Here is a 24556-nt window from a genome sequence, read left to right as displayed (position 1 = left end):
CGCTCCAGGATGGCGTCCGATTCGATGGCGGTGAGCGGCAGATCCGCCACGAACGCGCTCCCCGCACCGGATTCCGCTCGCCGAAGATTTCGAACCGAGGGCGTCACACAAGCTCGAGTCTACCACCAAGCAAGTTTGTTACACGGCTTCTAAACTTTCTGTTTGGCAACGAATCCCTTTGTCCGATTCCTCGAATGCTCATCTGAACATTTAATCGTTGAAAGTATCGATGCAACGGCGAAAAACCGCGCAAGACAGACCAAAGTTGACGCCAAACGGTCCCGGCTCGGAGAAAACATCGGCAGACTCCCGCCAGGCAAAGTCAGGAACCGGCCGGACCGCCGAATCCTTTCTTCCCGACTTTTGCAGCCTCTCGACCGCCTTGACGCTGGTCGTTTCGTCGGAGTTGCTGGCCTTCGTTCTGACGCTTGCCGATTCTTCCCCCGAGTACGGCTTCTGGTCCGACTTGGGGCTGCGCTCGCTGTTCATCGTCTGGATCGCGCTGAGCAGCGGGTTCCTCTTGTGCGGCATACGCCCGTGGCTGGTCCGGCTCGACGCGTTTTGGAGCGGAATTGCGACCTTTTCCGTCATTCAGGCGGCGACCTTGCTCATGACCTGGCTGACCCGTGATGGTCCGCTGAATCCGGGACTTGCGGTTTCCTCCCGAACTATCGACGGCATCGAATATTTGAAAGCCCTCGGAGTCAGCGGTCTCGTGACGGCGGCCTGGCTGCGCTACCTCTACATCCAGTCGCGCTGGCGCCAGCAAATCCGGGCGGAGGGGGAAGCCCGGCTGGATGCGCTGCAGGCGCGGATGCGCCCCCATTTTCTGTTCAACAGTCTCAACACCATCGCCAGCCTGACTCGCAACGATCCGAAAATGGCGGAAGAACTTCTGCTGGATTTGGCCGAGCTGTTTCGCGCGGTACTTAGGAAAGAGGCCAAGTGGGTGACGCTGAAGGACGAAGTCGGCCTCACCTGCCAGTATCTGAACATCGAGCGGCAGCGCCTCGGCGAACGTCTCCGCGTTACCTGGCTTCTGAAGAACGCTCCGGAGGATGCATTGATCCCTCCTCTCAGCATCCAGCCGCTGGTGGAAAATGCGATATATCACGGCATCGAACCATCCCAGTCCGGAGGCGCGATCGAGATCGGCGGCCAACTCGCCAAACATCAACTCGTGCTTACGGTAAAAAACACCCTGCCGCAAGTGGATGCGAGGCGCTCGCGCCGGGGCACGCGGGTAGCCCTGGCCAATCTAGGCGCACGTCTCGAAGCCTGCTTTCCGGGCGAGGCGCGTCTCCTGACCAGCGTAGTCGACAATTGTTACCAAGTCCGAATGGTCTTTCCTTATCGCCCGAAACATCATGAAAATCCTGATCGTCGATGATGAAGCGCCGGCTCGAAGCCGATTGCGGGATGTGCTCAGCGAGATCGATTCGACCCTGACCGTCGTGGGCGAAGCCGCCGACGGCGAACAGGCCCTGAGACTCGCCGCTCGAACCCGGCCCGACGCGGTTCTCCTGGACATCCGCATGCCGTGGATCGACGGCATCCAGACCGCGCGCGAACTGGCCCGTTTTCCGCAGCCGCCGGCCGTGGTGTTCACCACGGCTTACGACGAATATGCGTTGCAAGCCTTCGAGGTCAGCGCGATCGATTATCTCCTCAAACCGGTGCGCAAGGACCGCCTGGCCGCCGCCTTGCGCAAGGCGGAACGCTTTACCGAAATCGCGTGGAAACAGTTCGCGGAAGCCCTGCCGGCCGGGCAGTCGACCCGCAGCCATTTATGCATCTACAGCCATGGCGACATTCGCTTGATTCCGCTCGATACGGTGCTGTACTTCCGCGCCGAACAAAAATATACGACGGTAAGAACCCCCGACGGAGAAACTTTGATTGACGACTCGCTGAAGTCTCTGGAAGAAGAGTTCGGAAACACATTCATTCGAGTCCACCGCAACGCCCTGGCGGCGGTCGAGCATATCATCGCATTGGAAAAATCCGCCTCCGGCGGAATGGCGCTTCGCCTCAGAGGCATTTGCGAGACCCTGGAAATCAGCCGCCGCCACCTTCCCGCGGTAAGAGCCCAGTTGAAACAACTCGCTACGATTGGTGAGAACCGCTGATTTGGTACAATGGCCAAATTTACGCACGGTTAATCACGATGCCACAACGTATACGCATCGCCACCCGCAGGAGCGCCCTGGCCTTATGGCAGGCCGAACACGTCGCGACGCGGCTGCGGGCCGCATGCCCCGATATCGAGGTCGAACTGGTGAAAATGGTCACGCGCGGCGACAAATTGCTCGATGCCCCGCTGGCCAAGGTAGGCGGCAAAGGCTTGTTCGTGAAAGAACTGGAGGAGGGGCTGCTAGCGGAATCCGCCGACTTGGCCGTGCACTCGATGAAGGATGTGCCCGCGGAATTGCCCGATGGACTGCATCTCGCCGCGATTCTCCAGCGCGAAGACCCGCGTGACGCGTTCGTTTCCGTCCGTTATTCTTCCTTCGAGCAACTGCCTCCCGAGGCGAAAGTCGGAACCTCCAGCCTCCGCCGCCAGTGCCAGATCAAAGCCCGCCTTCCCGGCTGCGAAACGCTCAATCTTCGCGGCAACGTTGATACCCGCCTGAGCAAGCTCGAGAACGAGCAGTTCGACGCCATCATCCTGGCCGCCGCGGGATTGAAGCGGCTCGGCCTGAGCCATAGGATCACCGAAATACTTTCGACGGAAATCAGTCTGCCGGCGGTCGGTCAGGGCGCCATCGGCATCGAATGCCGCCGGGATGACATTTGGCTGAACGAGTCTCTAAAGGTATTGCACCATGAAGAAACGGCAATCTGTGTCATGGCGGAGCGCGCCCTCAACGAGCGCCTGAACGGCGGCTGCCAGGTACCGATTGCCGGATATGCGGAATTGTCCGGCGACCGTCTCAGGCTGCGGGGACTGGTCGGCACACCAGACGGCCGTACGCTCGTTCAAGGCGTCATCGAAGGCGCCAAGGACGATCCGCAAGCCTTGGGCAGAGCCTTGGCGGAGAATTTGTTGGCACGCGGGGCCGACCGCGTACTGGACGCACTTTATGCCTGAGCCATGGCAAGCTCGACGAATACGACTCTGTTCGGCTTGAACGTACTGGTCACCCGACCGCGGGAACAAGCCGATGGCCTCTGCGCTCTAATTGAAGCTGCCGGCGGCCGAGCATTACGAATGCCCTTGCTGGAAATCGCGGCGGTCGCCGATCCGTCTACCGCGGAAGCGCTTTTGTCCAGGACGGATCAATGGGATTGGCTGATATTTACGAGCACCAACGCCGTTCGCTTCGCCCTGCAGATTATCGGCGGATCGTATGCGCCCCCGCCGTCGGCACGAGTCGCTGCGATCGGCCGAGCCACGGCGGAAGCACTGGCCAAAGCCGGAATTCGGGTGGACCTGATACCTAAACCGCAGTTTAATAGCGAGTCCCTTTTGGCTTCGCCGGAAATGGCCGATGTAACCGGCCAATCCATATTGATCGTCCGGGGCGAAGGCGGACGGGAGCATCTTGCACAAACACTCGAGGCACGCGGCGCGGAAGTCGTCTTCGCGGAAGTGTATCGCAGGATTCTTCCCGAGATGGACATCGCCTACTGGATCGACCTCTGGCGCCAAGGCCGTATCGACGTTGTGACCATCACCAGCGGAGAGGCTTTGAACAATCTTATGTTGTTCTTGGGCGAGGCAAGACACGAATTCACCGAGCGCACGCCGCTGGTGGTGATCGGATCTCGCATCGAAAAACTGGCTCGGGATCTGGGTTGGCATCACGTGATCGGCGCGGAGCCGGCCAGCGATCAGGCCATAACGGAAACGATCATTGGCCTGGCCGAAACCAAGAGAGCCGCGCAAGACCTCCAGACCAGCCGGTAATCGGACCTCCTGATTTCGAATTATTTCTCCAACAAAAGCTATTCAAAAGTTCAAGACTACGGGGATACAGCATTGGTTGACGTAAACAACGAATTGATGTCGGCCACCGGCCAACCCGCCAGCGGCGCGGAGACCGAGGCAGTGAAGACATCTGCCGCGCCCCCCAGAAAATCCCGCAGCTTCGCGTGGATCGGTTATCTCATATTGCTGGGCATACTGGGTCTTACCGTCGGAGGCTGGTACTTTCTTCAAGAATTGCGTTCCAAACAGGAAGGACTGGGCGGCCAATTGAGCAGCAAGGACCAGCAGATCATGGAATTTACGCGTCAGCTGGGCGCGGTGCAATCCGAACTGGCATCCCTACACTCCCAGTTGGCGACGCTGCAATCCCAGGTGACGACCGAGGACTCGAGATTCGAACGCATGATCGGCGAACAGTCCGCCCAACTCAACGAAAGATTGAACCTGACGCGGAGCGAATTGAACGAATCGGTCCACCACATTCAGCGGCAGCTCAACAAGACTCGCGGCGATCTGATGGTCGCGGACGCCGAGTACCTGCTGAGCATCGCCAACCAGAAACTTCATTTGATCGGCGACGTGAAGGCCGTGCTCGCCGCCATGGAAGCCGCCGACCAGCGTCTGCACGACAGCGGCGACCCGGCGGTATTCAAGGTTCGGGAAGCATTGGCCGATGAACTCGAGACTCTCCGCAGGCTCGATGCGCCCGATCTCGTAGGCATTTCCTCGAAACTGCTGGCTCTCGAACACGGAGTCAAGGATATTCCCTTGTTCCTGCCCCATGCCGGCAGAGTCGGCGAACACGGCGCCCCCCACGAAACCGGCGAGCAAAGCCCTGGGGGTGGGGGCGACGAAGGCGTCGTTTCCGCACTGGACAATATCAAGGATCTGGTGAAGATACGCCGTACCGATCGACCGGTCGATGCCGTCCTCCATCCGGAACAGGCCGAGGCGCTTCGCCAGGTTTTGGTCCTCAAGCTGGAAACGGCCCGGGCGGCGCTTCTCCGGAGCGACGAAGAGATGTACAAAGCCGCCCTAATATCCGCGCGCGCATGGCTGGACGAGCACTTCGATCCGAGCGCGGAACAGACCCGGCACGCCGCCGCGGAAATCAGCGCGCTGGCTGACCAACCGATTCGCATACCGTTTCCGGATATCAGCAAGTCTTTGACGCTTTTGAGGAATATCGAAAAGCTTCGACTGGAAGCCGAAGAGGCTGAAGCCAGAGGCAGCCGCGGCCAGCCGCCCGAGCAGACCCAGCCGGCGGAGACGCAGCCGTGAAGAAGGCCGTCATCTACGCTCTGATCATATTTTCGATCGCTGCCGGCGTGGCCTTTTTCGTGCACCGCGCTCTGGTTGCCGGTGAAGCGGGCTATGTCATCATCGGCTATGACCGCTGGGTGCTGGAATCGTCGCTGCTGGTGATGCTGATCACCCTGATCGGCGCTTTCGTGCTGTTCTACCTGCTGGTCCGCGTCGTCCTGCAGGCGATAAGTCTTCCCGCGGTCATGAAAAAGCGCAGCGGCGAGCTTCGCAACAAGCGTTCCCAGGAATCCTTGCTCACCGGCCTCATCGAATCGGCCGAGGGCAATTGGGAAAAGGCCGAGCGGAACCTGATCCGCCACGCTGCCGACAGCGGGGCGCCGCTCATCAACTATTTGACCGCTGCACGGGCCGCACATGCACGTGGCGCGGTGGAGCAGCGCGACGAATACCTGAAGCTGGCGCGCGAAATCGCACCCGAATCCGAACTCGCCGTCGGCTTGACCCGCGCCGAATTGCAGTTGTCCAATAAGCAGTTCGAGGAAGCGCTGGAATCCCTCACTCATCTGAACAGAATCGCGCCGAGCCACGCCGCGGTCCTGAGACTGACCCACCAGGCCTACGCCCAAATGGAAGATTGGGAAGCTTTGCACCGTTTGCTTCCCGACTTGCACAGGAGCAAGGTTTTGATGGAAGCTGAGGTCAGACTGCTCGAAACGGAAACCTACAGCGCATTGATCAAGCAAAAATCGGAAACTCGAAATGCCTCGTCCCTGCGCGAGATTTGGGCGACTGTTCCGATGCACATCCGGGCCTCCACAGGCATTCAGTCGCTTTATTTCGCCGCCATGATCGAGGCCGGAGCCGGCGAGGAAATCGAAGACGAACTCCGCCGCGCACTCGGCGAAGAGTGGGACGAGACCCTACTGGTGCTCTACGGTTGTATTCAGCTGTCCGACCGGGCAAAGCAGCTCCAGCATGCGGAAACCTGGCTGGGTCCGCATCCTAGGGACGCGGTACTGTTCAGAGTGCTGGGCAAGCTCGCCATACGCTGCAAGCATTGGGACAAAGCCAGAGATTACCTGGAGAAAAGCCTGGATGTGGAACCCAGCGTGGAAGCCTACCAGCTGTTGGGCGATGTGTTGCATCAGCAGAACGATTTCGCCGCGGCCTGTCATTTTTACCGAAATGGATTGATGTTCGCTTCCAACGAGGTGGTGGCCCAGATCGAGCAAAATCCGGCCGGTGAATCCGTTGAACCTGTCGGGGGGGAGCTGGTTTCCGGCACGGCACAGTAACCGGATGGGACGGCGGCGAGAGATACGGCTTCCGGCGATCGAGACGGTGCGACTCTGACGGTTCGGCTATTGGCCCGAAAGGTACGGCTCCAATCCGGATCGGAAGCCTCCGGTACCGTTTCGTTGGCCGCACCTTCGGCGAGGCCGGGTATTCTGCCGCGTCGTTACGGCCAATTTCGCGTTAGGACCCGAGACTTGGCTTTCGGTCGGTAAGCGGACAAAGAACAGACCTGTTGCGCGAGTCTCGCCGACATGGAGATCGCTATGAACGACATTCGAGTCGCGAATTGGTTCGAGCTGATGCAGGCCTTGTACGACATTCCGAGAAACAATCTCCAGCGTTATCGGTCGGATCTCGTCTATCGAGGTTTGGCTGACGCCTCATGGGGACTCGAGAACAGTCTGCTGCGGCTCGGCGGCGACTATGTCAACATCGAAAAGCCAATGTTGCGGGGCTTTCGGAAGTACGCGGAACCCGGATCGATACCGACCGGACCGCTCTGGGTCCAGTTGGCCGTGGCCCAGCATTACGGTTTGCCGACCCGCCTCCTGGATTGGACAATCTCGCCCAAGGTGGCAGTGCATTTTGCCACGGCGGAAGAGCAGTACTACGATCGGGATGCGGCGATCTGGTGCATCAACGTGGTGGAGGCCCGGTCTCTGCTACCGGAAAAGCTTCGCGACGTACTCAAGCGCGAATCCGCATTTCTGTTCTCGGTCGAGATGCTCGAATTCATACGGACTCTGGACGAGTTCGATCAGCTGGCTGAAAATGGCCGCTTCGTGCTCTTCTTCGAGCCGCCGTCGCTGGATGCCCGAATCGTCAACCAAGGCGCCATCATGTCGGCAATGCCCGGAGCCACACTGGTTCTCAGCGAATTTCTCTTGAATCATCCAGCGCTTTATTTCCGCATCATCATCCCGAAAGAGATCAAATGGGAAGTACGGGACAAACTCGATCAGGACAACGTCACCGAGCGGATGCTCTTTCCGGGCCTCGATGGTTTGAGCCGATGGCTGAAACGGTATTACGGACCGGGCCCTTGCCGCGTACCGAAGCCGGCCGGCCCGCATTAGCCCCGGTTCTCGGCATCGGCCGTCTGTCTCCAGAATCCTTGCCGCTCGCCCCTGCCTACAGCGGAATTCCGATCGGCTATAGTCGGTTTCTCGTCTCATAGTTCAAGCGTGTCGCATCCCGTAATTCTTTTCGAAGGCGTCGGAAAAAAATTCCGCCGGTCTCTAAAAGCCGACCTGCTTTACGGCTTTCAAGACGCCTCGCGGAGCCTATTCCGCCGAAAACCCTTGGAGCACCTGCGCAGCGATGAATTTTGGGCGCTGCGCGATATCTCGTTTACGGCCGGAGCAGGCGAATGCATAGGGATTATCGGCCCGAACGGTGCCGGTAAAAGCACGCTGCTTAAACTGGTCAATGGGGATTATCGACCGGATCGCGGCCGAATTGCCATGCGCGGACGAATCAAATCCCTCATCCGCCTCGGTACGGGACTTCAACCCATGTTGACCGGACGCGAGAATATCTATATCCAATGCGCGCAGCTCGGACTCGACAAGCGGGCGACCGATGCCACACTGGACGAGATTGTGGCTTTTGCAGGGCTGGAAAAGACGCTCGATGCGCCGGTCAGGCATTATTCCGACGGCATGTATGCACGCCTGGAATTCTCGATAGCCACCTGTCTCCCGACCGATATCCTGCTCGTCGACGAAGTTCTGGCGGTGGGCGACATCGCCTTCCAGATACGCTGCCTGGAGCGGCTCGACAGTCTTAAATGCAATGGGACGACGGTTTTGTTCGTATCTCATTCCGAAATGACCATCCGACACGTAGCCGACCACTGCCTGCTCCTTTTCGACGGCGAAGCACTGGCCTTCGGTGAAACCGACAAAGTGTTTCTGAAGTATTACCAGTCAATAGGCTATCTCGATCGGCAGCTCAAACCTTTGGGAACTTCGCCCGAGATACCGGCGGACTTTGCCGGCGTAGCCTCGATACGCGCGTTGGCGGTCAAAGGACAGGAAAATGCCGGCGGCGTGAAAGTTTTTACGGGACAGCCTGTGGACTTCGAAGTGAGCTATTTCGCCTCAGTCCCGGTGGACTCCGCCGGTTTGGTGCTTCAATTTTGGAACCAGGCGGATATCCTGATCGCCACGACCCATTCGGATACGGATGGCCACCGGCTTTCGCTCAAACCTGACGGCGGACGGTTGCGCCTAGCATTGCCGTTCCTGTCGCTGATTCCCGGAATTTACCGTGTCGCGGGCGGGTTCGTCTCGGCGGGGGACTGGCTCGGCTATGGCGGGCATTTACTGACGCTGGTGGTCGCCCAGAAACAGGGGCAAGCTTATGAAGGATTAATCTCGATTGAGGCGAAGGTTTCGAACGCGGAATGAATCGACGACGGTTAGCCTCTGCCACCCCACGCCGTCTCAAAACCTCGGACAAGAAGCCGTTGCGAAAAAACCGCACAGCCGGTTTTTTCGCAATCGCTCAGGCCGCCACCGCCAGCTGATCGGGCAATTCCACTTCCATCGCGATGGGCAGGTGATCCGAACAGGCGAAATTGATCACGTGCACATGCGTCACCAGAAGACTCGGCGTTACCAGAATGTGATCGAGCATCTTGTGCGGACGCCAGCTCGGGAACGTTTTCAACTCGCACATCGGATCACACAGCTCGGTCGCGGAAGTCAGGAGATTGAGTTCCGGCGAATTCGGCTCGCAGTTCAGGTCTCCCATCAATACGACATGAGGCAGGTCGCGGATCAGCTCGCTGACAAACGCAATCTGCTTGAGACGGGCACGCCTGCTCAGGGCCAAATGCAGAATACACAAATATAAGGCGTCTTCACCCACGGCGCCGAAACGGGCCAGCAAAGCGCCGCGCCCGGGCAGGCCCGGCAGCTTGTAGTCATGGATGAAATCGGGCTTGATCCGGCTCAGCAGCCCGTTGCTGTGTAGGGCCAGATTGCCGATACGACGGTTGACCTGGTTATGCCAATAAGCAAAGCCCGCCGTTTCCGCAAGATATTGAGTCTGAACGATATGATGACTGCGTACGCCGCCTCCGTCCACTTCCTGCAAACCGACGACATCGAAAGATCGGAGAAGATGGGCAATCCGGATCAGGTTCGGAAGACGTTTTTGGGACGGCCAGATATGCCGCCAGCTCCCGATGATGTAGTCCCGGTAGCTGGATGTCGTAATGCCGGTCTGGATATTGAAACTGGCCAACCGAATGTGCCGCTTGTTGACCGCCGCGCTGGTCTTCAGGGACGTGGCGACGGCTCGCGAGGCCATCGCCGTGCTCAATGATACCGCCCCCCCAACCTGCTCGCCGTCGATCCGGCGGAATGACGTTGACGTTTCTTTCATGTACACACCGTTATTGGATATCTTTTGCCCCAGTGGACTCCTTTTCGATCAAATCGTTCATGATGGCGATCATCCGAGGAAACGACTTGGCCTGTTGAGGGGCGATCCGGTATTTGCCGTTGACGATGACATTGGGCGTTCCAGTCACGCCGTAGCGCGCCGCGGCAGTTTCGGCCTGCCGCATTTTCGTATCCACGGCAAATGATTTGTAAGCGTTGCGAAAATCATTTTCGGCAATGCCGTGGCCGACGAAAAATTTGGCCAGTTCCGCCTCGCTCTCCAATGCCTGCTTCTTGTTCTGAATGGCGTCGTACAAATCGGCGTGGACCTTATCCAGTACACCCAGAACTTCCGCGGTATAAAACGCCTTGGCGTGAGCCGCCCAGCGCGCATTGAAAACAGCCGGTTGCCGAACGAAGTCGACGTTGTCGGGTTTCTTTTTCAGCCATGCGTTCAGGTCCGGCTCGAAGTGATAACAATGAGGGCAGCCGTACCAGAAGAACTCCATGACTTCGACCTTGGAAGGATCGACCGTGGGTTGCGGCGGATTTACCAGTTCGTAGTCTACGCCTTCTTCGAATTCCTCAGGCTTGGGCGCCGCGATGGACGCCACCGAAAACAAGACCAGGCAAGCTAGCAAACTCAACGCCGATTTCATTCAACAAGCTCCAATCTGAAAGGATGCGAACCGGAAAAGTGATCGGAAATCCGGCCGGGGGTTCGCCCGGCCTCACTTAACGCTTAGGATTTTAAACCCAAAATCATGAAAAATGTGTCGACAATGCCTAAATTTGAGCGATTTCGAGGCGCGGATCTCATTGTAATCCCGCGGTGAAGCCGGACACGGCGGCGATTTCTTCGCTGCTCAGCTTAGCCGCGATCGCACGCATGATAGAATTTGCGTCGTTGGCTCGTTCGCCCGACTTGAAATCACTCAAGGTCTTTTCGAGATACGCGGCATATTGGCCACGCAGAGCGGGAAACTTGGCGGAAGGATTGCCGGCCCCGTCCGGGCCGTGACAGCCGGTACAAGCCGGAACGGCGGACGAGGCATTACCGGTGCGGTAGATCTTTTCGCCCAGCGGATTCGGCTTCTCCGCCTTTTCCAGCGTGACCTTCTGCCGGGCGTAATAGGCGCTGATATCGTCGATGTCAGCGTCGGACAAGGGTTCCGCCATCGCCGTCATGGTCGGATTGGCGCGTTTACCTTTTTTGAATTCGTGCAACTGCTTGGCGAGATAAGATGCGTGCTGGCCGGCCAGCTTGGGAAAAATCGGTGCATTGCTGTTTCCGTCCTCGCCGTGGCAGCCGGCACAGGACTCCGATTTCTCCTCGCCCGCCGCCGCATCCCCTTGAGCATAAACGAGGGAATGACCGCTCAACAAGACGAAACAAACCCACAATGCATATTTCCCCATTATTGACCCCTCGCTCAGAAAAACCAAGTTGAAGTAAATTTACGCCGGCCTGCGGCTCGTTTTAGAGCGCAAATCAAATACGGGTAGACTACAAAAGTCAACAGATTTACCGAATCGATGCTCATGAATACCTCTTATCGAAACACCCGCTACATGATGAGTGCTCCGAACGTGAACGATGCACCGCCGGACGAAGGCTTCGAAGTCGCATTCGCAGGCCGCTCCAATGCCGGAAAATCCAGCGCGATCAATGTAATCACCCAGCAAAAGGCGCTCGCGCGCGTCAGCAAGACGCCGGGCCGCACCCAGATGCTCAATTTTTTCCGGGTGGACGACCACAGGCGCTTGGTCGACCTCCCCGGCTACGGCTATGCCCAAGTACCGGAAGCGATCCAGAAGAACTGGCGCCAAGCCCTGGAAGGGTATTTCAGCGAGCGCCGGTCCTTGCGCGGGGTGTTTCTGGTGATGGACATACGCCATCCCATGACCCCGTTCGACCACCGCATGATCGAGTGGTGCCGCCATTGGGAGCTGCCGCTGCACATCGCGCTGACCAAAGCGGACAAACTCAGCCGCGGGGCAGCGCTTCAGACCCTGCGAACAGTGGAAGCCGAATTGAAAGCGCAGCAGGGGCTGAACTTCAGTTTGCAGATTCTTTCGGCGCTCAAGCGCATCGGACTGGAAGAGGCATGGGCCGTGCTGGACCGCTGGCTGGAAATGTCTCGACCGAATGCATCGTGAGAAAGAAAAAGCTCCGAGGCAAATGGGGGGATATACCTCGGAGCGAAGTCCCGGCTTGGGGGGGATGCCGGGTGAATGACACTACTCAAAGGGAGGAGATGAGTAGTTCGCGTCGTTCCTGACACTTAAACCTTGTGACATCGCTTGCGGATAAAAGTTCAGCCGCTTGTTCCTTGTTTTTTCAAAGCCGTCCAAAGGGCATCGCCGGGCTTCGGAACAGCCTACCGAAGCAGCCGGCGTAGTTCGTTGAGACCACGGGAATTCAGAACATCACGGGACTCCAGCCAGCCGCGCCGGGCCTGCCCGACGGCATAGCGCAGGTTCCCGAAGTCCAGGGTACTATGGCCGTCAGAATTGAGACTGACCAACACCCCCTCTTCCTTGGCTATTTTGCATTGAACATCGCTGAGATCTAGGCGCTCCGGATTCGCGTTGAGTTCGAGAAAACAGCCACGGTCCCGGGCCTTGCGGATCACGCGCAGCATGTCGACGTCGTAAGGCTCGCGGCGGCCGATCAAGCGTCCCGAAGGGTGCGCCAGGATGTTGAAATGCGGGCGATCCATTGCCCGTAGAATCCGCTCGGTCTGCTTGTTCCGGGGCAGGTCGAACCGGCTGTGCACCGCGCCGACCACGACGTCGAGCCGGCCCAGCAGTTCGTCAGGGAAGTCCAGGCGGCCGTCTTCCAGAATATCCACCTCGATGCCCTTGAGGAGAACGATGCCGTCCAGGGTGTCGTTCAGCCTTTCGATTTCGTCCATCTGTTTGAGCAAGCGAACCGAATCCAGACCGTGCGCCACCGTCAATCGGCGCGAGTGCTCGGTGATCGCAAGATATTCGAGGCCATGGCTTTTCGCCGTGCCCGCCATCTCCAGAATGGTGTTGTGGCCGTCCGACGCCTTGGTATGGGCATGAAGATCGCCCTTGATGTCCGCCAGCTCGACCAGCTTCGGCAAACGCCCTGTCCTGGCCGCTTCGATCTCGCCCCGGTCTTCGCGCAATTCCGGCGGGATGAACGGCAGTCCGACGCCGGCAAAAACCGATTCCTCGGTATCGCCCGCAACCCGCTCGTCGCCGCGAAACACGCCGTATTCGTTGATTTTGAGACCTCGCTCCTGCCCCAGGCGTCGAATGGCAATATTGTGGGCCTTGCCGCCGGTGAAATAATGCAGGGCCGCACCGTAGTTTTCCGCCGATACCACCCTGAAATCCACTTGCAGTCCGCCGCGCAGCAATACGCTGGCCCGCGTGGGCCCATGCGTCACCACCTCCGCGACATCCTCGTAGTCGACGAAACGCTGCATGATGGGACTTTCCGCTTCCGCCGTCGCCAGGATATCGAGATCGCCCACCGTCTCCTTGGCGCGGCGGTAACTACCGGCGATCACCACGCGACCGACGCCGGGAACCCGTTTCAGATAATCGAGCAGATGCGTCGCGAATTGATCGGCAACGACGCGCGTGTACCGCCCGGCTCCGCCGCCATGAGCTTCCAGGGCGTCCGAGATGTGCATTTCGGTCTTCTCGCCGAAGCCGGGCAGTGCCTGGATTCGATGCTCGCGTACTGCGCGCCGAAGCTGGTCGAGGGTCTGAATGCCGAGTTCGCGATAAAGCGATCTCACCCGCTTCGGCCCCAGGCCCGGAATTTTCAAAAGCTCCGCTATGGCGGGCGGCAAGCGCCTGTGGAGTTCGTCCAGCGCCTTGCAATGGCCGGTATCGACGATTCCCTTGATCTTGGCGGCCAGGTCGGTGCCGATGCCCGGCAATTCGGTCAGATCCTCGCCCTTTTTCACCATCGCACGTACGTCCTTGCCCAGTTCCTGGAGTATGCGGGCGGCATTGCGATAGGCGCGGACCCGAAATACGTTCGCGCCGTCGATTTCCAGGAGATCGGCGATTTCTTCGAAGATCGCGGCAATATCGGCGTTACGTACGGGCATGGCGAATGCTCACGGACTCGGAAAGACTCGCACCAATCCGGCTGTAGCCGAGGTCGATATGAGTTCGACTTCGGCGATACCGAAACGCTCCACTACCCAGGCATTGGTCGCGAGATGCCGGGTCATCGGATCGACCGTGAAACCCGACTCGCCGTCGGCCAGGGCGCAAGGCAGTACCAACTGATCCGCCAGATGTTCGTCCACCGCCGCGCTCGTATGATCGTGCTCCAGCAGCTTCGCGCAGGCGTCCTCGGCAACCTGTTCCGCCGGTTTGCCGCGCTCGCCCAGGGCACCGAATCCGGCCAGGGCGCGTTCGTAGCGAGCAACCAGAAAAGTTCCGGCGCCGGGACAGGCGGCGCGGACCGGCACCGCATCGATACGGCAGGACATGTTCTTGCGCCGCAGCAGAGTCTCCGCACGCTGCGCCATGCGCTGCGACACGTGCTCGGGAAGATTGGCGGCGAGTCCGCGGCCGAAGACTTCGATGAGCTCGCCTCTGTCCTCCAGTTTCAGAGGGTGTAATTTCCGTCGCCCTCCCGATGGTATTCCCTTGATTTCCAGCCTGACCTCCCCTTTTCCGATCGGATACCAGCCGGTTCGTTCGAGGCTGAGTTCGGCACCGACGCCCATAAGCTTCAAATAGGGCAGCCATACATCGTGGAGATAATCGAACGACGGGCTCAGCGGCACGTGCGTTCCTCCCCGCGCCACGACACAGGAATCGCCTTCGGCCAAGGCCAGAGGCAGCAACACCGTCTGAAGCACCAGCGATACCGCCCCGGCACTGCCCCCTCGCCGCGCTTCCGCCACGTCGAAACGGTATTCGCCGGCCCTCGGCTTTATCCGCGGCGCGAACCGCAAAGTCCTGGAACCCAATTCGGCGCCGTTCAGCTCGGCATCGCAAAGCTTGGCGGCCGCGAACACCGCGGTCAGATGCTGGGCAGCCAATCCCGGCTTTTTCCGCCTTGCGCGGATGTTTTCGATGTGTACCGCACGGCCGGTAATCGCGGACAGGCATAGCGTTGTCCTCAGAATCTGGCCGCCGCCTTCACCGTAGGAACCGTCGATAAGGATGAAATCCATGGTCTACGTCACCTACTCTTCAAGCTCTTCGAGAAAAAGAATCGGCGTTTGTCATTGCATTGGAATTCGTCACGGTGGCTTAATGTAAGGGATAGGTCGAGTCGCTGTGCATTTTCCCCTGGAGAGCCGCACATGCGCTGCCTACGCCGAAAACCACCAGGACGGTAGTTTAGTTCACTAGGGCCGAGAGTCTCCGACCGCTGCAACCCTCGCTGGACTCCAACAACAAGGAGGATTTTTCCATGTCCACAGTACGCTTCATTATCGCCTTCCTCGCCGGCTTTTTGATGAGCAGCCTATCCTTCGCCGCTTCCGCGGCAACCCCCAGCATGTGGTGGGATCACCTGGACGGTGGAACCATGAGTCAAGCCGATTGCGTCGACAAGGGCGAGTCGATACTGACTTCGGAAAAAGCGGGCAGAATCAGCAAGGATGCCGATTCGGTCCGTTCCTGGAGCGAGCATATCACCGGCGTGGTCGAATGCTTGAAGACGGACGACCATTTGATGATCATGATCTTGGTCGGAAGCGATAACACAGTTGCCGGCAATGCCCTTTTCAACGCGCTGAAAAACGGCATGAAGCAATAACATCGTTCGCCAGCCCGCGCCGGTCTGCGTGCGGGCTGGCCGAGCTGCCGACGCCGCTGTAATCGGCCGTTTTCCTCGAGGAAAAAAGCGCCAGCCGATCGGCATCGAGCTTTGATGGCTCTCCCCTGCGGCCCGGACTCGCCCAAGCGGGCCGGCACGTCAATTTCGCGCGATTCCGCCCGCCTGTATACTGACCTCGTGTTCCGCCGGAGAACCATCATGCTCGACGAGCAACAAAAACGCTTTTACGGCCGAATCGGGCTAATCCTGCTGTTTGTCGCGGTGCTTGCCGCATTCTTCGCTGTCAGGGGGAATCAATGGCTGAGCCTGGACGTCATCAAGGAAAACCGCGATCGGCTCATGGACTTTACCGAACACCATTACATCCTCATGCTGTTCGCCTCGGCCTTGCTCTATATCGCCACGACGGCATTCAGCATTCCGGGCGGTGGAATACTGTCACTGGCCATGGGTGTGCTGTTCGGACGCTGGCTGGGCACTTTGGTGACGGTGATCGCGTCGACCCTGGGCGCCTTGCTGGCTTTTCTGGCGGCACGTTTCGTTTTTGCCGACTTCGCCCACGCCAAGTTGTCGCAGTCTCCGGTGGCCGTACGAATCGTGGAAGGGTTCGAGGGCGATGCCTTTCGCTATTTGCTATTTCTCAGGCTGGTACCGCTTTTCCCGTTCTGGCTGGTCAATCTGGCACCGGCCGTGACCAACATCAGCGCCCGCACCTTTTTTCTCGCCACTCTGATCGGTGTCATTCCGGGCAGTTTCGTGTACGTCAACCTGGGGCAGGCTTTAGGCGAAATCAGTGACATCAAGGACATCTGGTCCCCGGAAGTGATCTTCGGTCTAATGCTCCTGGGCCTGCTGATCGTGCTTCCCGCCGTATCCCGGAAAAACCACGGCGGCGCGCGAGGGTAGGCACGGTTCCGGCCTTTTGACCGGAACGGGAACTCGTCGAACGCCCCGTCTCTCGAAGAAGCGAGCCGTTCAACAAGCGATCGGGATAATCAATGAAGCACGCCATCACCCTTAATTTCCATTTTGCCGTGGGGCTGTCCATCCTCGGGGGGATTGGCGTCCTCGCCAACATCGACCTGGTCCTGCCGGAGTCCGAAGGACTGTACGGTCCTTTACGGAACAACCTGTTCATCGTGGTCGGCTACCTTTTGATCAGCCAGATCGTACTCTGGTACTTCCGTTACCGCCGGGGGAGCCGCATCGAGGCCCTGCTCATGGGACTCATCTTTTTCCTCACGGCCGGTGGCGTCGTGTTCTACGCCATCCTCAACAACCTGCCGATCAACCCGCTTTTCATCCTCGCCCTGGTTTATCTGGGCGCATCGCACCTCCTGTATTATTTCGGCGAACGCATGGCGACCACGCCGCGCACCCTCTAGGGCTCGGTCGGGCTCAGGAACCGGCTGCTCATGTGCTCCTTGAGTTCCTCGCCGTCCCGGTAAATGAACAAGGCTTTGATTCCCTCCGCTTCGGCGATTTCCGCTCCGGCGATCTCGCCCACGCATAAAAGAGCCGTGGACCAGGCGTCCGCCACGGTCGGGTCGTCGTGTAAAACGGTTACGGACAGAAGATTATGGGTCACGGGACTGCCGGTCCTGGGATCCAGGATGTGGGAATAGCTTTGCCCGCCGGATTCGAAGAAGTTTCGGTAGGTTCCGGACGTCATCACGGCCGCGCCGTTCTCCTGATGGATCTCCAGGATACGCTGAACTTCCCGAACCATCGGCTTTGGTTTTTCGATGGCCACCCGCCACGAGGCCCCGTTGGCCTTGCGCCCCTTGACCTTCATCTCGCCGCCGATTTCCGCAAGATAATTGTGGATCCCGCGACTTTCGAGCCGTTCCGCCACCGCGCCCACGGTATAGCCTTGGGCGATCGAGGATAAATCGATGGTCAATTCGGGATCCGTTTTACGGATACGGCCGTTTTCCGCATCGACTTCCAGTTTGGTCATGCCGACGTGAGCCACGGCCTGGTCGATTTCGTGCTGTTCCGGCACCCGATTCTCGTGTCTGGAGAAACCCCAGAGATCGAACAAGGGCTTGACCGTAAGATCGTAGCAGCCTGCCGAGCTCCGGTTGACATCCTTAGCGATCGTCACCAAGCGAACGATCTCCGGGGAGACCGAAATCCACTCGGTCGTCTGCTGCCGGTTTACACGGGAAATTTCCGAGTCTTCGCGCCAATTCGACAGTTTTTCGTCGACCCGCCTGAACACGGCCTCGACGTCGGCCCTGATTTGTTCCGGCGTCGCGTCGGTCTGTTCCATAACCATTTTGACGTGATAGGTGGTGCCTTGAATCTCCCCGGAAAGTTCGGTTTCCGTGTTCCGCTCGCAGCCGGCGAAAATCAAGACCATCAGCAGGCAAGAGATATATCGAAATTTCATGAAAGAATCCGGATAAAGGGTGCCCAGGGCAGGATACAAAGTTGAACTCGAAGCCAGCGGACAAGCATTTCGGATACGGTGGAGTCTACGGATAAAACGGCCATACCCAAGGAATAATGCTCAGCGCGATAACGCCCATCAACAGGTTCAAGGGAACACCGAAACGGACGAAATCGGTGAAATGATAACCGCCGGGACCGTAGACCATTAAGTTGGTCTGATAGCCGATCGGCGTGGAAAACCCCATGGACGCGGCAACCATCACGGCAACGATGAATGGCCAGAAACTGACGTCCAGTTTGTCCGCGATGGCCAGCGCCAGGGGAAACATCAACACCGCCACCGAATTGTTGCTGAGCAGTTCGGTCAGCACGACGGTCAAAAAATAGAACAGCACCAGGACCAAAAGCGGATTGTTTCCGGCGAGCCCCAGAAAGCCTTGCGCGATTCCCGAAGCCGCGCCGGAGATTTCCAGGCCCTTGCCGAGCCCGAACGAAGCCGCGATAGCGAGCAAAACCTGACTGTCCATGCTTGTCCTGGCGGTCGGAACGGAACAGCATCCGGTCAACAGCATGGCCCCCGCTCCGAGCATGGCCGCCTTCAGCATGCTCAGCCATTCGAAGGACGCGCTGAGCACCACGGCGGCCAGAATCAGCCAGGCTAAACCCGCGCGTTCATGACGGACCGGCAGATATTCCGACACTTGGCTTACCAAAAGGAAATCGTTGGAATTCCGATGGCGTTCCAGGAACGGCGGGCGGACGTTGAGCAACAGCGTGTCCGCGGGCTCCAGCCGAATTTCGCCGATCTTGCCGGAGATACGCTGCCCGTTGCGCGCGACCGCGATAACCGACCCGCCGTAGACCATGCGGAAACGACCTTCCTTGATGGTTTTGCCCACCAGGGCGCATTGCGGCGAAACGACCGCTTCCACCAAAACGCGCTCGCGATGTTTCCTGTCCTCAAGGGTGAACGATTTGTCGGCCGACGGACGTAATCCCTTGATTCTTTGCAATTCCACCACCGAATCGCTGACACCGGCAAAAACCAGCCGATCGCCGGGCTGGAGACGTTCATAAGGCCCGACTGCCGCCAACACCTCGTCCCCCCGCTCAATTTCCACCAGGTAAAGTCCCTGCAGGTGGCGCAGACCGGCTTCTTCAATGGTCTTACCCACCAGGGCTCCGTTGTCTTCAACCGACATCTCAACCGTATATTCCTTGGGATTTTCGAATACCGCGCTGGCCGGCTTGCGTTCCGGCAAGCGTGAAGGAGCCAGCAGCAAAACATAAGTCATCATCAGAATCGAACACGGAATGCCGACCCAGGCAATGTCGAATAATCCCAGCCCCTCCCTGCCGCTGTGCAGCAGGAGACCGTTGACGATCAGATTGGTACTGGTACCGATCAGACTGATGGTCCCGCCCACGACCGCGGCGTAGCTGAGCGGGATGAGGAGCTTCGACGGCGAAATCTCCAGGCGCTTTGCCCAGGTGAGTACCGCCGGCAAAAAAACGGCTACCAACGGCGTATTGTTCAGGAAGGCGCTGACCGAGGCGACCGGCACGATCAGCCGCAGCAACGCACCTCGTAGGGATTTCGGGCGTCCCAGCACGTGCTGAACCAGCATATCGACGCCGCCGGTCTCCCGGATGCCCGCCACCACCACGTACATCAGGGCCACGGTGATCATGCCCTCGTTGGAAAAACCGCCCAGGGCCTGCTCCGGCGACAGTACGCCGGACATGAGCAGTACGACAACCCCGCCCAGCAGAATCAGCTCAGGTGCTGCGGCCGTGAAAAGCATCAGACCAAGGCACCCCAAGACCACGCCGACCGCCAGCCAAGCTTGTGCACTCATAATTGTTTTTTTGCTCTGGGAAAATTGTTTTCGTTCAAAAACCGTGCATTTTAGACGGGATTCAAATTACAAAAAAGAATACAAGCTTATTTCCTTATAACCATTATCCTAGAAGCTGCAGTTGACCGCTTGAATGGCGTAAAAGCGACCCATGGATTCCGGCCGTCGTCGACTCTACCGATTTCACCGCTCGGATGAAGCCGCTCCGTACCCGCCGCACACTCGAGCACGTCCGGCTGCCGTTTCCAGGATAATCAGGCATTCAACCGTTCTTCGATCTTTTCCTTGAATTTGAGAAAGTGAATGGTCTGCAGCGCTTCCGGCGTATCCACACCCAGGATGGAAAGCGGCAGATCGATATCGGTGATATATATCGGATAGCGTTCCCCGCTTTGGCGAAGCCGCATGATATGGGCCGCCGCCATGGAGAATACATCCTGTCCCGCGTCCATGGAGGAAAACTCGGTGTCGTTGCAGAAAATGGTATAGGCGCTACGGCCGGGCGAGCTCGCTTGAGCGAATACGCGAATTTCCAGCATGCGACGGAGCGGATCGGGCTGAAAACCGGCGGACTTTACGCTATAACCGCCGGACGGCTGGCGCTCGACCAGGTAATATTCGATTCCTCCGGCGGCGAGTACATAGCGTTGCAGAATGTCGTTCAGGAACGAGGCGTAGGGCCCCAACAAGAGTTCAGGCTCGACCGTTTCGTGACTCTTGTGGAACAGGGCGCCCCGCTCGTCCACGATATAAACCTTCACCAGCCCGGGTTCCGGCTGGCAGAACACCTGAATGACGCCGGGCCGGTTCCGGCCGTAGATCAAAGGCAAGGGGTCGTTTTCCAGGGCGGCGGGATCGAAAACGACCGGCGAAAAAACAGCCCGCGCAGCCGATAATTCGGCATGCAGACGCTCGATATCGGGAACGCTCCAAAACCGGACGCTCGCGCCTTGCCCGTCGAACAGGTAGAACTCCGATCCGCCCCGCAAGACATAGCGCAGCGCGTTGTCGGACTTCGAGAACGCCGCGCGCAGATCCTGAAATAACGCCTTGACTCTTAAGGCAATGGTGCGGGCACGGCCGGGAACGAAACAGAAACACTCGACGACCGGCTCATGGGAGAGCGATTCGTTCACGAGATCCGCCAGACAATCGAGGAAGCCGTGCAGGCCTTGATATCGCTTGACCAGGGTTTCGCGCCATGAGGTCAGGAACATGGCATCGACCTGATGGACGAGATTGATTCGCTCGTGGCCATAACTCAACGCATCATGACGATTGCTGGCCATTCTGAATCCGTCGCGGCGGCCGGCATCGACGTCTATTCCCGGATTGACGAACAATGCCGCGGCCACCACGCGCGGAGGTCTCCCGTAATCGTCCAGATCTTCCGGCTCGTTCCGGTGTGACGCGACAAAACCGTTCAGCGCACGCAAAATGTTCCTGAGCTCCAAGGACGTCAACGCGCTTGCGACGGTTTCCAGAAAAAGATCGGCGCTGCGGTCGTGAAGGCGGTTGAGCGACAGCCAGGCCAACAGTTCGACCAGGCTACGGGCCTTTTTCAGATAGGCCGCCTTTTCCGCATCCGCAGGCGCGATCCGCCCGGGGTACAAGATCCATCCCATTTCGCCGTCCGCCAGGCAGGCTTCGTGCACCGAAAAATCTTTCGGCTCGATGCGGTCGCCGCTGTCGAAGCTCAACTTCTCCACTTTGCCGGGCTTAAGCTCCAAAACCGCGGAGAGCCTGCGCCCCAGGAGCTTGATTTCCTCTCCGGCCGAACCTCCCATCTCGGCATGCTTGGAAGCGAACTGCCTTACCGTTCGATAATTTCGGGTGAGTTCCTGGCTTATCACTTTTTGCTCCTGCAAAGCTTTGATCACCGTCCAGTGCCGGCGCTCGTCCAAATCCCGGACACGCTGGGGCGACCATCCCCAGGCGTGCACCATGGCGGTCAGGGTTTCCTGTCTCCGGCGCTTCTCCGCTTCCGCGTCCCTGCCGGACCTCACCAGTTCGTTGAGCTTGAGATAAAAGCACTGCCGCGCCAGTTCGAGACGCTCGCGCTCGCCCCGCTCCGACAAATACCGCTCCACCTCCCGGTACATGAGAATATAGGAGTCGAGTTCGCGATCGTCCAGACTTCCGCCATAGACCGCTGTCTTCAAGCGGGTACAGAGCCATCGGGTGCGGGGATACTGGCTGGCGTAGCTCTCCATCAGGAACAATTTGAGCAAGGACTTGTGCGGCGCGTCGATCGCCTTGTGCAAATGCCAAAGCGTACCGCCCAGGAATTCATCGGGCGGGATCGATTCGAGCCCTCCGAAATCGATGAAATCGCTTTCGTTGATGAAACGCTTTTCGCTCAAGTGCCTCAGGTATTCTCCGTACCGATCCTCGTGGTCGGGCGGCACCACCCACCAGGCCGTGGCGCGGCCCGCCAGCCAAACGCCGGTGCGATAGAACTCCTCAAGCAGCAAATGATGCTGCACACTGCCGCAGCTCTCGGTAGAAATGGGGGTGCCGATGCCGAGACGAAATCGATCGCTGTCGACGAAAAAGATATGCGCTTCCAATCCAAGGGATTGGGCCCACGTCTCCACGCCGGCCGCCTTGCGGCGCAGTTCGTCCAGTTGGGGTTCGTCCAGCGTGCTCGAATGGCACAGCCAGATATCGAGATCGCTTTTCCGGGAATAGGCAACGCTGCTGACGCTACCCATCAGGTAGATGCCATGGATCGGGTATTCGAACAGCGCGCGCCGCTTGTATTCGAAACTCTTGGTCAGCCGTCTCACGGCGAGCAGACTGCGGCGGCCGGGGGAATAGTCCTGAATACCGGCCGGCGTTTCGGATGAAACGAAACCGGGCAGCATAGGGTGATTGCAGTGAAACAGAAGCGGCAGCAATTCCAGAAAACTCCGCTGCCGCGAGGTCTGGTATTCCTGGATGCGCTGCAACTGAAGCCGATGCAGATTTTGGAAACGCCGAACGATGGCGGCCAAGCTTTTCCGGTCGATTTCCTCGCCCGGACCGCCGAGCTTTATCGCTCGCAGACTGGTCACCGTCACGATAACTTCGGTCCGCGCGGCTCGGAATTAAGGCGCTGCATGAGCTTTTTCGCGTCATCGCCCTTTTGCCAGGAAGCGACCGTACAATCGATTCGCCAGCTTTCGGCACTGGCCAGGGCTACCCTTTCCCGGCCGAACTTGGCGGCAAGAACGTCCGCATCGGTGCGGGCGGTCTCCGGAAGTATCAGCAGGAAGGCCGTCTCGTCCAGGCGGCCGACCTGATCGGCCCAGCGCAGCTGCGCGTTGAATTCCTGGGCGATTTCGCGCAGCTTGCTTCCCGGCGATACTGCGCCACGGGGCGGCTCCAGCCTGACGCGAATCACCGCCAAAGGATTGCCGTAGCGCCGGCTGCGGCTCACGTGACCGTCCAAGGCTTGAAGAATGGCATTACGGTTCAAGAGCCCGGTTTCCTCGTCCTTGGTGTGCAAGGCGGCGGCCAACTCTTGAAGACGGCTGCGATCCTGTTCGATCCGCACCCTTTCGGTCACGTCCTCGAAAAAATAGGCGTCAAGACCGCCGGCCAATACGGCAAGCTCGCGCCGCAGCCAGACCGGGCCGCCACGGCAGGCGACCCGAACATTACCGGCGCCGGCGAACAGGACGCCCAGGCCGACGTCCTCCGGGCACTCGGGACCGGACCTAGCGAACCGATCCCGGTCCAGGTCGAACCACTGGGCCAAGCGCTGGTTCACCCACACTATTCGCCGATCGCGCACGACCGCGACGCCCATGGGTGCCCGATCCAGTGCCTCGGCCAAGGCTTTTTGCATGGAATTTCTCATTGAATCCGATTGACTAGGCTTTAATTTTAATCGGCCGTGAAACTTCTGCCGGACGCAGGTCGCGGGATTTGTCCAATGAGCTATCAGAACGAGGGGCCAAAGCAATGCTTCCCATACAAGATTTGCTTAACCGCATCCGCTGGGACGAAGACTTCGGGCGGGCTGCCTTCTCCATCGGCTACTACGACCGCGTCGAGAAGACGATCGTCGTGATTCCGATGAAAAGCATCGGCTTTCCCCCGGATCGTCCCGGCGTGTTCGAGCTCACCGACTCAGAAGGCGGGCAACACACTATTCCACTCCACCGCATCAAAGTGGTATACCGAAACGGCGAGTTGATCTGGCAACGTACCCACTGACCGGAAGGAGGCCGCATGTCCCCGAACCTGTCCCGCTACGCCGAACTCATCGGGCGGATTTTCATAGCCATTATTTTTCTGTTGTCGGGCTTCAACAAGATCGGCGGTTTTGCCGGCACCCAAGCCTACATGGAATCCATGGGGGTGCCCGGCATGTTGCTGCCGCCGGTTATCCTGCTGGAAATCGGCGGTGCGCTCGCGATCGCGGTCGGCTGGTACACCCGCTGGTTCGCGCTGGCGCTCGCCGGTTTTTCCGTCGCAGCGGCACTGTTGTTTCACCTCGATTTCAACGACAAGGTGCAAACCATCATGTTCTTGAAGAATATTGCGATCGCCGGGGGCTTCCTGGTCATTTTCGCCCATGGCCCCGGCGATCTTAGCCTGGACAGGAGACTGGGCCGCGATTGACACTGGCCCAGCC

At 58.9% G+C, this 24556-nt stretch carries 23 protein-coding genes; 14 read left to right on the top strand and 9 right to left on the bottom strand.

What is annotated here, in order from left to right:
• Window positions 1-382: 382 nt before the first annotated feature.
• The 8 genes from sS8_RS25430 (at window position 383) to sS8_RS25395 (ending at window position 8904) form a co-directional block, all read left to right on the top strand.
• Entirely contained in the window at window positions 383-1390 is a 1008-nt protein-coding gene (locus sS8_RS25430; protein ID WP_170161260.1) for a sensor histidine kinase, read from the top strand.
• Complete coding sequence (locus sS8_RS25425) at window positions 1368-2129, top strand: LytR/AlgR family response regulator transcription factor (RefSeq protein WP_119632205.1); 762 nt, start codon at window positions 1368-1370, stop codon at window positions 2127-2129. Before sS8_RS25430 ends, sS8_RS25425 begins: the two co-directional genes overlap by 23 nt.
• A 38-nt stretch (window positions 2130-2167) precedes the next feature.
• Entirely contained in the window at window positions 2168-3091 is a 924-nt protein-coding gene (gene hemC / locus sS8_RS25420) for a hydroxymethylbilane synthase (protein ID WP_119632204.1), read from the top strand.
• Window positions 3092-3094: 3 nt separating this feature from the next.
• A complete protein-coding gene (locus sS8_RS25415; protein WP_119632203.1) occupies window positions 3095-3910 on the top strand; it encodes a uroporphyrinogen-III synthase in 816 nt (271 codons plus the stop codon).
• A 72-nt stretch (window positions 3911-3982) separates the two neighbouring features.
• The gene (locus sS8_RS25410) at window positions 3983-5212 is read left to right on the top strand and encodes a uroporphyrinogen-III C-methyltransferase (protein WP_145986682.1); all 1230 of its coding nucleotides are present in this window, start codon (window positions 3983-3985) and stop codon (window positions 5210-5212) included.
• Window positions 5209-6492 carry a heme biosynthesis HemY N-terminal domain-containing protein gene (locus sS8_RS25405; protein WP_232020436.1) on the top strand — a complete coding sequence of 428 codons (1284 nt, stop codon included), beginning with the start codon at window positions 5209-5211 and terminating at the stop codon, window positions 6490-6492. Before sS8_RS25410 ends, sS8_RS25405 begins: the two co-directional genes overlap by 4 nt.
• A 264-nt stretch (window positions 6493-6756) precedes the next feature.
• On the top strand, window positions 6757-7569 hold the full coding sequence (locus sS8_RS25400; protein ID WP_119633011.1) for an FRG domain-containing protein: 813 nt from the start codon (window positions 6757-6759) through the stop codon (window positions 7567-7569).
• Between the two features lie 108 nt (window positions 7570-7677).
• A complete protein-coding gene (locus sS8_RS25395) occupies window positions 7678-8904 on the top strand; it encodes an ABC transporter ATP-binding protein (protein ID WP_170161259.1) in 1227 nt (408 codons plus the stop codon).
• 97 nt (window positions 8905-9001) lie between these two features.
• Here the strand turns inward: sS8_RS25395 and sS8_RS25390 are convergent, their stop codons facing one another.
• The 3 genes from sS8_RS25390 to sS8_RS25380 form a co-directional block, all read right to left on the bottom strand.
• Window positions 9002-9886 carry an endonuclease/exonuclease/phosphatase family protein gene (locus sS8_RS25390; RefSeq protein ID WP_232020435.1) on the bottom strand — a complete coding sequence of 295 codons (885 nt, stop codon included), beginning with the start codon at window positions 9884-9886 and terminating at the stop codon, window positions 9002-9004.
• Window positions 9887-9896: 10 nt separating this feature from the next.
• The gene (locus sS8_RS25385) at window positions 9897-10544 is read right to left on the bottom strand and encodes a thiol:disulfide interchange protein DsbA/DsbL (RefSeq protein ID WP_119632199.1); all 648 of its coding nucleotides are present in this window, start codon (window positions 10542-10544) and stop codon (window positions 9897-9899) included.
• Between the two features lie 157 nt (window positions 10545-10701).
• Window positions 10702-11304, bottom strand: a complete 603-nt coding sequence (locus sS8_RS25380) for a c-type cytochrome (RefSeq protein ID WP_119632198.1) — start codon at window positions 11302-11304, stop codon at window positions 10702-10704.
• A gap of 123 nt (window positions 11305-11427) precedes the next feature.
• Between sS8_RS25380 and yihA the strand changes: the two genes are divergently transcribed.
• Complete coding sequence (yihA, locus tag sS8_RS25375) at window positions 11428-12045, top strand: ribosome biogenesis GTP-binding protein YihA/YsxC (protein WP_119633010.1); 618 nt, start codon at window positions 11428-11430, stop codon at window positions 12043-12045.
• Between the two features lie 221 nt (window positions 12046-12266).
• Here yihA and polX read toward each other — a convergent pair whose 3' ends face one another.
• Complete coding sequence (gene polX, locus sS8_RS25370; protein ID WP_119632197.1) at window positions 12267-13982, bottom strand: DNA polymerase/3'-5' exonuclease PolX; 1716 nt, start codon at window positions 13980-13982, stop codon at window positions 12267-12269.
• A 9-nt stretch (window positions 13983-13991) separates the two neighbouring features.
• Entirely contained in the window at window positions 13992-15065 is a 1074-nt protein-coding gene (gene rtcA / locus sS8_RS25365; RefSeq protein WP_119632196.1) for an RNA 3'-terminal phosphate cyclase, read from the bottom strand.
• Window positions 15066-15307: 242 nt separating this feature from the next.
• On the opposite strand from rtcA, the gene sS8_RS25360 reads away from it, so the two are divergent.
• The 3 genes from sS8_RS25360 (at window position 15308) to sS8_RS25350 (ending at window position 17061) form a co-directional block, all read left to right on the top strand.
• Window positions 15308-15655 carry a hypothetical protein gene (locus tag sS8_RS25360; RefSeq protein WP_232020434.1) on the top strand — a complete coding sequence of 116 codons (348 nt, stop codon included), beginning with the start codon at window positions 15308-15310 and terminating at the stop codon, window positions 15653-15655.
• 219 nt (window positions 15656-15874) lie between these two features.
• Window positions 15875-16582: a TVP38/TMEM64 family protein gene (locus tag sS8_RS25355; protein WP_170161258.1), complete on the top strand. Its 708-nt coding sequence runs from the start codon at window positions 15875-15877 to the stop codon at window positions 16580-16582.
• A gap of 92 nt (window positions 16583-16674) precedes the next feature.
• Window positions 16675-17061 carry a hypothetical protein gene (locus sS8_RS25350; RefSeq protein WP_119632194.1) on the top strand — a complete coding sequence of 129 codons (387 nt, stop codon included), beginning with the start codon at window positions 16675-16677 and terminating at the stop codon, window positions 17059-17061.
• On the opposite strand, the gene sS8_RS25345 is transcribed toward sS8_RS25350, so the two are convergent.
• The 4 genes from sS8_RS25345 to sS8_RS25330 form a co-directional block, all read right to left on the bottom strand.
• Window positions 17058-18071 carry an FAD:protein FMN transferase gene (locus tag sS8_RS25345; protein ID WP_119633008.1) on the bottom strand — a complete coding sequence of 338 codons (1014 nt, stop codon included), beginning with the start codon at window positions 18069-18071 and terminating at the stop codon, window positions 17058-17060. The two genes, sS8_RS25350 and sS8_RS25345, sit on opposite strands and share 4 nt — an antisense overlap.
• 85 nt (window positions 18072-18156) lie before the next feature.
• Window positions 18157-19932, bottom strand: a complete 1776-nt coding sequence (locus sS8_RS25340) for an SLC13 family permease (RefSeq protein WP_119632193.1) — start codon at window positions 19930-19932, stop codon at window positions 18157-18159.
• 254 nt (window positions 19933-20186) lie between these two features.
• Complete coding sequence (locus tag sS8_RS25335) at window positions 20187-22994, bottom strand: class I adenylate cyclase (RefSeq protein WP_119632192.1); 2808 nt, start codon at window positions 22992-22994, stop codon at window positions 20187-20189.
• Complete coding sequence (locus sS8_RS25330; protein WP_170161257.1) at window positions 22991-23764, bottom strand: GGDEF domain-containing protein; 774 nt, start codon at window positions 23762-23764, stop codon at window positions 22991-22993. The genes sS8_RS25335 and sS8_RS25330 overlap by 4 nt, the downstream gene beginning before the upstream one ends.
• Before the next feature lie 116 nt (window positions 23765-23880).
• Here sS8_RS25330 and sS8_RS25325 point away from each other — a divergent pair, with 116 nt between their 5' ends.
• Together sS8_RS25325 and sS8_RS25320 are read left to right on the top strand one after the other, a co-directional pair.
• On the top strand, window positions 23881-24135 hold the full coding sequence (locus tag sS8_RS25325) for a DUF504 domain-containing protein (protein ID WP_119632190.1): 255 nt from the start codon (window positions 23881-23883) through the stop codon (window positions 24133-24135).
• Window positions 24136-24150: 15 nt separating this feature from the next.
• On the top strand, window positions 24151-24543 hold the full coding sequence (locus sS8_RS25320) for a DoxX family protein (RefSeq protein WP_119632189.1): 393 nt from the start codon (window positions 24151-24153) through the stop codon (window positions 24541-24543).
• The last annotated feature ends 13 nt before the right edge of the window (window positions 24544-24556 follow it).

Origin of the sequence: Methylocaldum marinum, assembly GCF_003584645.1 — a bacterium.
GTDB lineage: Bacteria > Pseudomonadota > Gammaproteobacteria > Methylococcales > Methylococcaceae > Methylocaldum > Methylocaldum marinum.
The sequence above is the reverse complement of the archived record's forward strand: the minus strand, read 5'-3'. Positions and strand labels throughout refer to the sequence as shown.